The sequence below is a fragment of the Bradyrhizobium sp. NBAIM03 genome (genome assembly GCF_020194055.1).
Lineage (GTDB): Bacteria > Pseudomonadota > Alphaproteobacteria > Rhizobiales > Xanthobacteraceae > Bradyrhizobium > Bradyrhizobium yuanmingense.
The window spans coordinates 184,579-197,348 of record NZ_JADYVS010000002.1 but is presented as its reverse complement, the minus strand read 5'-3'; the positions used below and the strand labels follow the sequence as shown (position 1 = coordinate 197,348).

General features: G+C 65.9%; 12 protein-coding genes. 10 read left to right on the top strand and 2 right to left on the bottom strand.

The window, feature by feature from the left end; genetic code table 11:
* The 4 genes from I6F21_RS03575 (at position 1) to I6F21_RS03560 (ending at position 3,027) form a co-directional block, all read left to right on the top strand.
* Entirely contained in the window at positions 1 to 795 is a 795-nt protein-coding gene (locus I6F21_RS03575; protein ID WP_225140237.1) for a transporter substrate-binding domain-containing protein, read from the top strand.
* A 72-nt stretch (positions 796 to 867) separates the two neighbouring features.
* Positions 868 to 1,314 (top strand): ribose 5-phosphate isomerase B, encoded by a 447-nt coding sequence (rpiB, locus tag I6F21_RS03570; protein WP_036022692.1) that lies wholly within the window; start codon positions 868 to 870, stop codon positions 1,312 to 1,314.
* A gap of 12 nt (positions 1,315 to 1,326) precedes the next feature.
* Entirely contained in the window at positions 1,327 to 2,244 is a 918-nt protein-coding gene (locus I6F21_RS03565; RefSeq protein ID WP_225112251.1) for a ribokinase, read from the top strand.
* A gap of 57 nt (positions 2,245 to 2,301) precedes the next feature.
* Entirely contained in the window at positions 2,302 to 3,027 is a 726-nt protein-coding gene (locus I6F21_RS03560; RefSeq protein ID WP_109144015.1) for a sulfite exporter TauE/SafE family protein, read from the top strand.
* A 12-nt stretch (positions 3,028 to 3,039) separates the two neighbouring features.
* On the opposite strand, the gene I6F21_RS03555 is transcribed toward I6F21_RS03560, so the two are convergent.
* Positions 3,040 to 5,109, bottom strand: a complete 2,070-nt coding sequence (locus tag I6F21_RS03555) for a GGDEF domain-containing protein (RefSeq protein ID WP_225140236.1) — start codon at positions 5,107 to 5,109, stop codon at positions 3,040 to 3,042.
* Positions 5,109 to 6,221 carry an ABC transporter substrate-binding protein gene (locus tag I6F21_RS03550; protein ID WP_036000788.1) on the bottom strand — a complete coding sequence of 371 codons (1,113 nt, stop codon included), beginning with the start codon at positions 6,219 to 6,221 and terminating at the stop codon, positions 5,109 to 5,111. The genes I6F21_RS03555 and I6F21_RS03550 overlap by 1 nt, the downstream gene beginning before the upstream one ends.
* Before the next feature lie 226 nt (positions 6,222 to 6,447).
* Between I6F21_RS03550 and radA the strand changes: the two genes are divergently transcribed.
* The 6 genes from radA to I6F21_RS03520 all read left to right on the top strand — a co-directional run bounded on the left by radA (position 6,448) and on the right by I6F21_RS03520 (position 12,708).
* On the top strand, positions 6,448 to 7,893 hold the full coding sequence (radA, locus tag I6F21_RS03545) for a DNA repair protein RadA (RefSeq protein ID WP_128262018.1): 1,446 nt from the start codon (positions 6,448 to 6,450) through the stop codon (positions 7,891 to 7,893).
* A gap of 167 nt (positions 7,894 to 8,060) precedes the next feature.
* Complete coding sequence (locus tag I6F21_RS03540) at positions 8,061 to 8,690, top strand: CvpA family protein (protein WP_036000794.1); 630 nt, start codon at positions 8,061 to 8,063, stop codon at positions 8,688 to 8,690.
* A 29-nt stretch (positions 8,691 to 8,719) separates the two neighbouring features.
* Positions 8,720 to 10,243: an amidophosphoribosyltransferase gene (purF, locus tag I6F21_RS03535; RefSeq protein WP_225112248.1), complete on the top strand. Its 1,524-nt coding sequence runs from the start codon at positions 8,720 to 8,722 to the stop codon at positions 10,241 to 10,243.
* Between the two features lie 15 nt (positions 10,244 to 10,258).
* On the top strand, positions 10,259 to 10,402 hold the full coding sequence (locus tag I6F21_RS03530) for a hypothetical protein (protein WP_225140235.1): 144 nt from the start codon (positions 10,259 to 10,261) through the stop codon (positions 10,400 to 10,402).
* A 66-nt stretch (positions 10,403 to 10,468) separates the two neighbouring features.
* Complete coding sequence (locus tag I6F21_RS03525; RefSeq protein WP_225140234.1) at positions 10,469 to 11,209, top strand: SDR family NAD(P)-dependent oxidoreductase; 741 nt, start codon at positions 10,469 to 10,471, stop codon at positions 11,207 to 11,209.
* A 281-nt stretch (positions 11,210 to 11,490) separates the two neighbouring features.
* On the top strand, positions 11,491 to 12,708 hold the full coding sequence (locus tag I6F21_RS03520; protein ID WP_050991666.1) for an ABC transporter substrate-binding protein: 1,218 nt from the start codon (positions 11,491 to 11,493) through the stop codon (positions 12,706 to 12,708).
* The last annotated feature ends 62 nt before the right edge of the window (positions 12,709 to 12,770 follow it).

The window sequence follows — 12,770 nt, the reverse complement described above, 5'->3', positions numbered from 1 at the left end:
ATGACCAACAGAATGGTGCTGGGGACTGCCGCCGCGTTGTGCGGCCTCATCATGATGGCGGCAACGCCCGCGTCGGCCGATCTGCTCGACGACATCATGAAGGCGAAGAAGATCCGCATATCGACCGACCTCGCCATCCCGCCCTCGGGCATGATGGATTCCACCATGAAGCCGACGGGCTCCGATGTCGAAGTGGCGCAGATGCTCGCCAAGGATTGGGGCCTCGAGCTGGAATTCATCCAGACCACCGGTGCGACCCGCATCCCGAACGTCCTGACCGGCAAGGCCGACATCATCATCTCGACCCTGTCGGTGACGGCCGAGCGTGCCAAGGTGATCGACTTCACCAAGCGCTATGCGACGCTGCAATCCGACGTCGGCTGCCTGAAATCGTCGACCGTGAAGGACTGGCCGGACCTGAAGGACAAGCCGATCGGCGTCTCGCGCGGCACCACGCAGGACACGACCTTGTCCAACATGAAGGACAAGGACCTCAAGATCGCACGCTATGACGACGATGCCACCATGGTGACGGCGGCGGTGTCGGGCCAGGTCGACTGCGTCGGCTCGTCCGCGACAATCATCAACCAGATCGGCGTGAAGAATCCCTCGCGCGTGTTCGAGTCCCGGATTCCGCTGGCGACCTTCGACCTCGCGATCGGCCTGAAGAAGGGTGAGCAGCCGCTGATGGACAAGCTCAACGCCTGGATCACCGACAACGTCAAGAACGGCAAGCTCAACGCCATCTACAAGAAATTCCACGGCGTCGATCTGCCGGCGGACATGCGCAGCTGAACCACGGGGAAAGACATCGTGACAGCCGCGCGCGGCTGTCACGATCAATGCAAAGATCAAGAAGGACAAAGAATGCGTCTCGTCATCGGATCCGACCACGCCGGCTGGCCGCTCAAACAGACCGTCATCGACCACATCCGCAAGCTCGGCCACGAGGTCATCGACGTCGGCTCCTATGACGACAAGCCGGTGGATTTCCCCGACATCGCCCGCGCCGTGGCGGCGAAGGTGACGTCGGGCGAAGCCGCGCGCGGCATCATGGTGTGCGGCACCGGCGTTGGCGCCTCGATCGCCGCCAACAAGATGAAGGGCATCCGCGCCGCGGTCTGCCACGACGTCCACTCCGCGCATCAGAGCGTCGAGCATGACGACGTCAACGTCATGTGCATCGGCGCGCAGATCGTCGGCGCCTGGCTCGCTGTCGATCTCGTGTCGTCGTACCTGTCCGCCGAATTCTCCACCGACGAGGATTTCCGCCGCCGCGTCGAGAAGCTGCGCGTCATGGACGAGGAAGGCTGAGGGCTCTCCGCCATGATCCTGGTGTTCGGATCGCTCAACATCGATCTGGTCGCGCAGGTCCCGGTGATTCCAGGTCCCGGCCGAACGGTGCTGGCGCCGTCCTACCGGACGCATTTCGGCGGCAAGGGTGCCAATCAGGCCGTTGCCGCCGCGCGGATCGCCGGGCCTGGACGCGTGAGCATGGCTGGCCGCGTCGGCCGGGACGGATTTGGCGACAGCGCGATCGAGAACCTCAGAGCCAACGGCGTCGACGCCGACCGCGTCATCAGAGCCGACGAGCCGACCGGCTGCGCTTTCATCACCGTCGATCAGGCCGGCGAGAACGCAATCACGGTGGCGAGCGGCGCCAACATGACGGCGCGTGCCGGCGATCTTGCGAGCGAGCTGTTCAATTTGGACACCGTGCTAGTGCTTCAGATGGAGGTGCCCTTTGCGCACGCGCTGGAAGCTGCCCGAAGAACCGCCGCGGCCTCCGGCACCGTCATCTGGAACCTTGCACCCGTTCCGGAGCAGATGACGCGTGAGATGGTCACCGAGCTTCTCGCCGTCACCGACTATCTCCTCGTCAACGAGCACGAGGCGCGCGACGCCGCCACCGCCATCGGCCTGGCGTCCGCCGACTACGAAGCCGCAAGCGCCGGACTCGCGAAGTCCGGCAACCTCACCTGCATTGTCACCGCCGGCGCACAAGGCGCGCTCGCCGTGACGGCGGAAGGCACCCGCCTGCGGGCGCCCGCCCAGCGCATCACGCCGGTGGACACGACCGGCGCCGGCGACACCTTCGTCGGCGCCTTTGCGGCGATGATCAGCGAAGGCGTGTCGCTGCAACGCGCGCTCGAAGTGAGTTGCGAAGCGGCGGCTTTGAAATGCCTCAAGGCCGGCGCCCAGACCGGCATGCCCATGCGCAGCGCGATGGGCTCCCTCGCGTAGGACTGATCGCCCGCATCGCTGCCCGCGGCTAAACTCTCCCGATTCCTGGAGGCTGTTTTGGCCTTTCTCTTCGTCCTCGCCGTCGGCCTCGTCGCCGGCACCATCTCCGGCATCGTCGGCACCGGCTCGTCGATCATGCTGATGCCGGTGCTGGTGTATGCCTATGGGCCGAAGGAGGCCGTGCCGATCATGGCGGTGGCCTCCGTCATGGCGAATTTTTCGCGGATCCTGGCCTGGTGGCGCGAGGTCGATTGGCGGGCCTGCGCGGCCTATTCGGTCACAGGCATCCCGGCGGCGGCGCTCGGCGCGCGGACGCTGCTGGCACTGCCCTCGCATGCCGTCGATCTCACCATCGGCCTCTTCCTGATCGCGATGGTGCCGGTGCGGCACTTTCTGGCGCGGCACGAGCTCAAGGCCAATCTCTGGCATCTCGCCATCGGCGGCGCGCTGATCGGCTATCTCACCGGCATCGTGGTCTCGACCGGGCCGCTCAGCGTGCCGTTGTTCCTGTTCTATGGCCTGTCCAAGGGCGCGTTCCTCGCCACCGAAGCGGCCTCCTCGCTCGGGCTCTATTTCGCGAAGTCGGTGACTTTCGAGCGTTTCGGCGCCCTGACCGGGGAGGTCTTCATCAAGGGTCTGATCGCGGGCGCCTCACTGATGTCGGGCGCCTTCATCGCCAAACGCTTCGTGCTGCATCTGAGGCCGGAAACCTTCCGCCTGCTGATGGACGCGATCATGATCGCGGCGGGGCTCTCGATGCTCTGGACCGCAACGCAGCCATGACCCAGCCGCTACTCAGACGGCGAATTCGGGGGTGATCGATGGGCCGTCAGCGACGACGCGGCTCACCACGGCCGGCTGCCCGTCGAGCCATTGCAGCACGGCCCCGAGCGGCTGCGGCCGCTGATAGAGGAAACCCTGCCCGAGCCTCACGCCCATCTCACGCATGGCCTCGGCCTGCTCGGCGCGCTCGATGCCTTCGGCGACCAGGGTCAGCCCCAGCGTGGCGGCAAGCGATGCGATGACGCCGACGATGGCCTTGTCCTCGGCGCTGTCGGGGATCTCGCTGATGAACGCCTTGTCGATCTTCACCTTGTCGAGCGGAAACCGGCGCAGATGGGCGAGCGAAGAGTAGCCCGTGCCGAAATCGTCGAGCGCGATCGTGGCCCCCAGGCGCCGCAGGCGATGCAGCGTTTCGGAGGCGCTGGCGATGTTGTTGATCAGCGACCCTTCCGTGATCTCGAGCTCGAGCATCGATGCCGCGACACCGAAGCGCGCACAGGTCGCGTGCAGCTCGGCGGCGAGCGAGTGGTCGGCAAGCTCGGACGGCGGCAGATTGATCGCGATGCGCAGCTGCGGCCTGCCCGCAGCGGCCAATTGCTGCAAGGCCCGGCAGGCATCGGTCAGCACGTAGCGGGTCAGCCGCGCATTGTTGCCGCTGCGCTCGATCAGCGGCAGGAATTCGCCGGGGCCGATCACGCCGTGCTCGGGATGGCGCCAGCGGATCAGCGCTTCCAGACCGACGACCTCATGGCTATCGAGATCGACCTGGCTCTGGTACCAGATCTCGAATTGGCCCTCGGCGAAGCCGGTGGGAATTGCGAGCTCGAGATCCCTGCGGCGGCGATAGTCGCGCTGAAGCGCTTCGTCCAGCACGGCGACCGTGCCGGGCGCCTTGCTCTTGGCGTGATAAAGCGCGATGTCGGCGAGCGTCGGCAGATGCGACAGTTCCGGATCGTCGGCGTGGCGCACGGCAAGGCCGATGCTGGCGCGCGGCACCACCTGCTTGTCATGGAGGCGGATCGGCTCGGAAATGGCATCGAGCACGCGTTGAGCGAATGCGTGCGCGGCCTGCTCGTCGCTCACCTCGGGGCGAATGACGACGAACTCGTCGCCGCCGAGCCGGGCGACCCAATCCTCGGCTTCGACCGCGCGACGAAGGCGCTGCGAAATCTGGACCAGGAACGCATCGCCGGCCTCGTGACCGAAGGTGTCGTTGATGCCCTTGAAGTCGTCGAGATCGATGAAGCAGAACGCGACCAGCGTATCCGGCGCGCCTCCATTCTGGCTCGTCACGGCGAGGCGCTCGGTCAGGGAGCGCCGGTTCGGCAGCCCGGTGAGCGGATCGTGCGTCGCCATGTGCCCGAGCCGGTCCAGCGCGCCCGACGTCGTGTGCTGCATGGCGTTGAAAGCGCGCGCGAGCTGCCCGAATTCGTTCGAGGACGTGACATCGGCCGGATAGGCCCGGCCGTCCTGCTTGCTGCGCTGGATCGCCGACATCATGGCCGCGAGCGGCCGGCCGATGAAGATGTTGGCGGAGATGCGCATAGCGATCAGGGTCGCGAACGTTGCGAGCAGCCCGACGACGAGCAGCAGCATCAGGCGGCTGCCCGCATCCGCGTACAGCGTCGCACGCGAATACGCGATGGCGATGCGGCCGGCCTGAACGGCCATATTGCCGTTGCTGTAGTGGATCGGGTGCGAGACTTCGGCGACCGACTGGCCTTGGGGGCGTGCGACCACGCGGGCGATCGCAGCGCCGGTATCGTCATAGACGGCCGCCGCCGCAATGGTCTCGTCGTGCATGATCTCGTTGAGCACGCCCGTGACCTGGTCGTAGCGCATCTTCCAGAGCGGCTCGGCGATCAGCTCGGCCCGGCTCTCGGCGACGCGGGCCATGCGGGCGTCGAGTTGCCTGAGCTGCGACCAGAAGCTCGATGCCTCGACGCCGGCGGAGGCGAGCAATTGCACCAGCAGCAGAACGGGCACGGTGGCCCAGATCATCGCGTGGACGACCGAGCGCAAGCGCGGCGGCGCTGCCTGCTCGTTGCGATCCGGCTCGGTCATCGCCTCATCCTTGCGCATCAGTCGGCAACGCCTTCGGCGACCGGCAGCGACGAGATGAGCGCATCGAGGGAAAAGTCATATTGGCCGCAGCGCCCGGCCTTCGCCCGGAACCGCGCGAAGTCGATCCGGTCGAACGCACGGGTCTTGATGAGGTCGCCGACCGAAGCGAGATTGTCGCGCGTGATCGCCGACGTCTTGACCTCGACGCGGGGCGAGACGGCTGCAAAATCGCAGCCATCGGCATAATCGCGCAGGAGAATGACGGACCAGCCGCCGAGCAGGAAATGCCCGCCATCGGTCAGGAGCATGCGGCCCGCCTTGATCTCGCGCAGCGCATCCTCCGACCAGTTGAGGCCGACCACCTGGATGTTCTCGCCGGGCACGAGGCCGGCGGCGATCGTCGCGCGCAGCGCGCCGAGCGCCATCGGATCGTTTCCGGCCCAGATCCCGGCGGGCCGGATCTGCTTGCGCGCGGCCCAGCTCAGGTAGTTTGCCGTGACCCGCTCGGCCTCGGACTTCGTCCAGTTGGCGAACAGCATGCGGTCCACCACGACGTCGGACGCAGCATCCACCGCGAGCGTGAGGCCGGCGTTGCGGGCGATTGAGGCAGGCGTGGTCTCGTCGCCACCGATGCCGAGAATGTGGATCTTGCCGTCCGCGCTCTGCCATTTCTCGGCACGCGCCGCGGTGATCAGCGCATTGGCCATCCGCGCGCCCGCGGTCTGAAGATCGGTCGTGATGTCGCCGAGCCAGGTCTTGAGCTTTTGCCTGGGCGGTCCAAGGCGCACCGCGTCCTCGCCGATCAGCGTGTTCGAAAGCAGCAGCGTCTTGACGCCCGCGGCTTCGGCCGCCTCGAGGATGGGAACGGCGGCGGACTCCTCGTTCGACAGGATGAGGAAATCGGGCTTGTCGGGACGGGCCACCACGCCGAAGCCGAGCTCCTGCATGGTGCGGTGGTTCCGCTCGCTGGTCAGCACCTCGACATGCGCGTCGAGCTTGCGGCCGGCGGCCTGCATGGTCTGCGCGACCATGTCCCAATAGACCTCGCCGGACTTGCCGGGATTGACGAAGACGATGTTGAGCGGCTTGGCGATGCTACCGCCAACGGACCCGAAGACGCCGCAGGCCATGCCCGCCGCGAGCAATATTTGCAGGAATCTCGTCAATTTCGCCGCCCCCATTGGTTCCGAGATTGGACCCACGTCCGCTAAGAATTGGCAAAATCGCACCGGGCACAGCGGCGCAGGGCTAACGAAAGGTATATCTCCTCTGCCGAATTGAGATATTCGAAGCGCCGGCGATCGGCCTGCCAATCCGTGCTATCAACACATCTGAAACCCGCGACTCGCGCTTCCCATGGCCAAATCCACCCTCTCCTTCGTCTGCCAGAACTGCGGCGCGGCCTATAACCGCTGGCAGGGCAAGTGCGAGTCCTGCGGCGAGTGGAATACGCTCGCGGAAGAAGACACCAGCGGCAGCGTGCCGGTGTCGATCCGCTCCAAGCGCAAAGGAAGGACCTTCGCGCTGGAGAGTCTCGCCGGCAAGAGCCCGGATGCGCCGCGCCTGTCCTCGGGGATGACCGAACTCGACCGCGTCACCGGCGGCGGCTTCGTGCGCGGCTCGGTGCTGCTGGTCGGCGGCGATCCCGGCATCGGCAAGTCGACGCTGCTGACGCAGGCGACCAGCCTGCTCGCGCGCGCCGGCCACCGCGTCGTCTACATCTCCGGCGAAGAGGCGGTCGCCCAGGTGCGCCTGCGCGCCGAGCGGCTCGGGCTGTCGGACGCGCCGGTGCAGCTCGCGGCCGAGACCTCGGTCGAGGACATCGTCTCGACGCTGTCGGAGGGCGCGGTGCCCCGGCTGATCGTGATCGACTCGATCCAGACCATGTGGACCGACACGGTGGAATCGGCGCCCGGCACGGTGACGCAGGTGCGCGCCTCGGCGCAGGCGCTGATCCGCTTCGCCAAGAAGACCGGCGCCGCCATCATCCTGGTCGGCCACGTCACCAAGGACGGCCAGATCGCCGGCCCCCGCGTGGTCGAGCACATGGTCGATGCGGTGATGTCGTTCGAGGGCGAAGGCTCGCAGCAATTCCGCATCCTGCGCGCGGTGAAGAACCGCTTCGGGCCGACCGACGAGATCGGCGTGTTCGAGATGACCGGTCTCGGCCTGCGCGAGGTCACCAACCCCTCCGAGCTGTTCCTGTCGGAGCGCGACCTCGGCACGCCCGGCACCGCGGTCTTTGCCGGCATCGAGGGCACGAGGCCCGTGCTGGTCGAATTGCAGGCACTGGTGGCCCCGACCTCGCTCGGCACCCCGCGCCGGGCCGTGGTCGGCTGGGATCCGAGCCGGCTCTCAATGGTGCTGGCGGTGCTGGAGGCCCACTGCGGGGTCAAGCTGTCCGGCCACGACGTCTATCTGAACGTTGCTGGCGGCCTGCGCATCCACGAGCCGGCGGCGGACCTCGCCGCCGCCGCGGCCCTGGTGTCATCGCTGGTTAATGCACAGTTACCCACCGATGCCGTCTATTTCGGCGAAATCTCGCTGTCGGGCGTGGTGCGCCCGGTGGCGCAGACCCCGGCCCGGCTGAAGGAAGCGGCAAAGCTCGGCTTCCAGCGCGCCGTGCTGCCCGAATCGGCACGGGGCGAAGCGGGCGGCGACGCCGGACTGTCCCTGAACGCGGTGAACAGCCTGACGACACTGGTCGCCGAAATCGCAGCGCGGGGCTCCCGCCGGGGCGAATCCAGCGCACAGCCAGAGAAAAATGCCACACCGGCCAGATTCCGCCGTGGAGAGGGTTAGGTGGAGGTGACGCCGGAGGCCTCCGCCGCTATACAGCCGTCACAAAAGCAGCATGGGATTGCGTGGTTGCGGCCTTGCCGGGAACGCCGTCTGCCCTTCTTTTAGGGCAGCGGCCAAGCACCGATTCGCTAGAGCACCTTTGAAGTACGAGCGGACCAGACCAGCCGATGCCAGTAACCATCCTCGACCTGATCCTGCTCGGTGTGATGCTGATCTCGGGCCTGCTCGCGATGGTTCGCGGCTTCATGCGCGAAATCCTGTCGATCGCGGCCTGGGGTGCCGCGGCGATCGTGACGCTGTATTCGTTCTCGAAGCTGCTGCCGACCGCCAAGACCTATTTCAACAACGACACGGTGGCGAGCGTCGTCGTGGTGGCCGGCGTGTTCATCGGCACCCTGGTCGTGGTCTCCGTCATCACGGTCCGGATCTCCGACATGATCCTGGATTCGCGGATCGGCGCGCTGGATCGGACCCTCGGCTTCCTGTTTGGGCTGGCTCGCGGGCTTTTGATCGTCGTGGTCGCGTTCCTGTTCTTCACCTGGCTGGTGCCGGACAAGCAGCGCCCCGACTGGGTCAGCGGGGCCAAGTCCCGCGTCGTGCTGCAGGGAACCGGCGATTGGCTGATGGCCCTCTTGCCTGACGACCCCGAGAACACCATCTTGAAGAGATTCAAGAAAAACAAACCAGATGATGATCAAGCTGAATCCGAGCAGCAGCCTTCGGGCAGTGGCGACGGGTACAGTAAGTCGGCTCGTGACGGCATGAAAAAGCTGATCGAGAAACCTGCGGCGCGTTGATAGGGCCCCAAAAGAGAGGCGAGAACGAGATGCGACACCCTGACCAGGACGCCCTGCTTGATCTCGATCCAAACGCCGGTCCAGGCCCGGCGGCGCTTGAGCTTCAGGACGATCTGGAAGGCGATACGCTGCGCGAGGAATGCGGCGTCTTCGGCATCTACGGCCACCCTGATGCGGCCGCCATCACCGCGCTCGGCCTTCACGCGCTCCAGCACCGCGGCCAGGAGGCCGCCGGCATCGTCTCCTACGACGGCAGCCGCTTCCACTCCGAACGCCGCCTCGGCCTCGTCGGCGACACCTTCTCCCGCCGCGAGGTGATCGACCGCCTGCCCGGCAATGTCGCGGTCGGGCATGTCCGCTACGCCACGACCGGCGCGACCATCCTGCGCAACGTGCAGCCGCTGTTCGCCGAGCTCAATGCCGGCGGTCTCGCGGTCGCTCACAACGGCAACCTCTCCAACGGCCTGACGTTGCGCCGCGAGCTCGTCAAGAACGGCGCGATGATGCAATCGACCTCCGACACCGAGGTGATCCTGCACCTGGTGGCGCGCTCCAAGCGCGTCCGCTTCATCGAGCGCTACATCGACGCGCTGCGCGAGATCGAGGGCGCCTATGCGCTGGTCTCGCTGACCAACAAGAAGCTGGTCGGCGCCCGCGATCCGCGCGGCATCCGCCCGCTGGTGCTCGGCGAGCTCGACGGCTGCCCGATCCTGACTTCCGAGACCTGTGCGCTCGACATCATCGGCGCGCGCTTCGTGCGCGACATCGAGCCCGGCGAAGTCATCGTGTTCGACGAGAACGGCCAGGACATCCACAAGCCGTTCCCGCCGATGGCGCCGCGCCCCTGCATCTTCGAATACATCTACTTCTCGCGGCCGGATTCCATCGTGCACGGCCGTTCGGTCTACGAGGTGCGCAAGAATTTCGGCGCGCAGCTCGCGCGCGAGAGCCACGTTCCGGTCGACGTCGTCGTGCCGGTGCCGGATTCCGGCGTGCCGGCCGCGGTCGGCTACAGCCAGTATTCCGGCGTGCCGTTCGAGCTCGGCATCATCCGTAACCATTATGTCGGCCGCACCTTCATTCAGCCGACGCAGGCGATCCGCGAATCCGGCGTGCGCATGAAGCACTCGGCCAACCGCGCCGCGATCGAAGGCAAGCGCATCATCCTGATCGACGACTCCCTGGTGCGCGGCACCACCTCCAAGAAGATCGTGCGCATGATGCGCGATGCCGGTGCCAAGGAAGTGCACTTCCGCCTCGCTTCGCCCCCCATCCTCTATCCCGATTATTACGGCATCGACCTGCCCGACCGCGGCGGCCTCCTGGCGGCGACGCATTCGCTGGAGGAGATGCGCGAGCTCATCGGCGCCGACTCGCTCGCCTTCCTGTCGATCGACGGCATGTACCGCGCCATGGGCGAGCCAGGCCGCGACCCCGCTAATCCGAAGTTTGCGGATCACTGCTTCACCGGCGTCTATCCGACCCACCTCACCGACCAGACCCAGACCGAGCCGCAGCCGCGGCAATTGTCGCTGCTGGCCGAGGCGAGCTGACGCAAGGGCGCGCCGATGCAGCTGACCATCGCAATTCTCTGCGGAGTAATGTTGGTCGGCTTTGTTGTGTTCGCCTTCAGACAAGGCATGAAGGTCACCCCCGACGGCTCGGGAAACGGAACCAACAGCGACAATATTCAATCGGGCGGCGGTAGCTAAAGCTTGAGGGCCAAATTCCGTCGTGGCTGGGCTTGTCCCGGCCGTCCACGGCTGTAAAACCCCGCCATGACAAAGCCTCTCGCCAACCGTATCGCTCTCGTCACCGGCGCCTCGCGCGGCATCGGTTTCGCCACGGCAATCGCACTGGCGAAAGCCGGCGCGCATATTGTGGCCACCGCACGCACGCAAGGAGGGCTGGAAGAGCTCGACGACGAGATCCGCAAAGACGGCGGCAGCGCCACCCTGGTGCCGCTCAACCTCACCGATTCCGACGGAATCGCCCGTCTCGGCGCCGGCCTGCACGAACGCTATGGCAAGCTCGACATCCTCGTCGGCAATGCTGGCGTGCTCGGTCCCTCCTCGCCGATCGGCCATATCGAGCTGAAGACCTTCAACGACGTGATCGCGGTGAACGTCTCCGCGAACTTCCAGCTGATCCGCTGCATGGAACCGCTGCTCAGGCAATCCGATGCCGGCCGCGCCGTGTTCATCACCTCGGGCGCCGCCAACAAGGCCACCGCTTACGTCAGCCCCTACGCGGCCTCCAAGGCCGCACTGGAGACGCTGGCACGTGCCTGGGCGCAGGAAACCGCAAACACGAAGCTGCGCGTCAACCTGTTCAATCCGGGCCCGGTGCGCACCCGCATGCGGGCCACCCTGATGCCCGGCGAGGATCCGGCGACGCTCGACACGCCCGAGCAGGTCGCAGAATTCATCGTGCCGCTGTGCGCGCCCGACTGGACCGAGACCGGCAAATTCTACGATTACAAGAGCCGCACCCTGATGAGCTTCCGCGCGCCGGCCTGATTGCCCTCCGACGCCTTGGACGTCATGCCGGCGGTAATGTCCGTACCGCCGAGTTCGATACCGGAAAGCACATTTAGAATTTCAAGCCGACATCGAACGCGCTGAAATAGCGTCTCAACGCATTTTGCCCAAAAGTTAACCGATGGATGACGCTACGACGCAGCGTCATCCGGCTTTAGGTGCATTGCCGTCGGCCATGGGACACGGTAGAGCGTCAATTGGAATAAGGCTCCCGAAGAGAGCCGTCCGCATATTTGACAATGGAGGAAGCCTTTATGACGATGCCCGCACGCCGCGCCGCGGCTCTTCTGGCCTGTGCCGCTTTCGGCTTTGCCACATCCGCCTTCGCGCAAGACAAGACCATCAAGATCGGCGTGCTCAACGACATGTCGAGCCTCTATGCCGACATCGGCGGCCCGAACTCGGTGGCGGCAGTGAAGATGGCGGTCGAGGATTCCGGCCTGAAGGCCAAGGGCTGGACCATCGAGGTGCTCTCCGGCGATCACCAGAACAAGCCCGACATCGGCGTCAACATCGCCCGGCAATGGATCGACGCCGACAAGGTCGACGCCATCGCCGACACGCCGAGCTCCGGCGTCGCGCTCGCGGTGAGCAACCTCGTCAAGGAAAAGAATGCGGTGCTGCTCAATTCGGGTGCGGCCACCGCCGACCTCACCGGCAAGGCCTGCACGCCCAACACCGTGTCCTTCACCTACGACACCTACATGCTCGCCAACGGCACCGGCAAGGCGCTGACCAAGGCGGGCGGCGACAGCTGGTTCTTCCTCACCGCGGATTATGCCTTCGGCCATGCGCTGGAGCGTGATACCGGCGCGGTCGTCACGGCGACCGGCGGCAAGGTGCTCGGCGGCGTCAAGCATCCGCTGAACACGGCCGACTTCTCCTCCTTCCTGCTGCAAGCGCAGTCCTCCAAGGCCAAGATCATCGGCCTTGCCAATGCGGGCGGCGACACCACCAACGCGATCAAGCAGGCCGCCGAGTTCGGCATCGTCCAGGGCGGCCAGAAGCTCGCCGCGCTGCTGCTGTTCATCAACGACGTGCACTCGCTCGGCCTGAAGACCGCGCAGGGCCTGACCTTCACCGAGTCGTTCTACTGGGACCTCAACGACCAGACCCGCGAATGGTCGAAGCGTTTCCAGAAGGTCTCGCCCAAGGGCTCGATGCCCTCGATGACGGTTGCGGGCCTCTACGCCGAGATCCTGCATTACCTGAAGGCGATGGAAGCGCTCGGCAGCAATCCGCGTGACGGCGCCAAGGTCGTCGCCAAGATGAAGGAGCTACCGACCGACGATCCGCTGTTCGGCAAGGGCCCGCTGCGCCAGGACGGCCGCCGCCTCATCCCCGCCTATCTGTTCGAGGTGAAGAAGCCCGAGGAGTCGAAGGGGCCGTGGGACTATTACAAGCTGGTCGCCACCATCGCGCCGGAAGATGCGGCCAAGCCGCTCAAGGACAGCGACTGCCCGCTGGTGAAGAAGTAGGATCGTAGGGTGGGTTAGCATGCGGCTGCGCAAAGCGCAGTCCGCTGGCGTAACCCACCTCT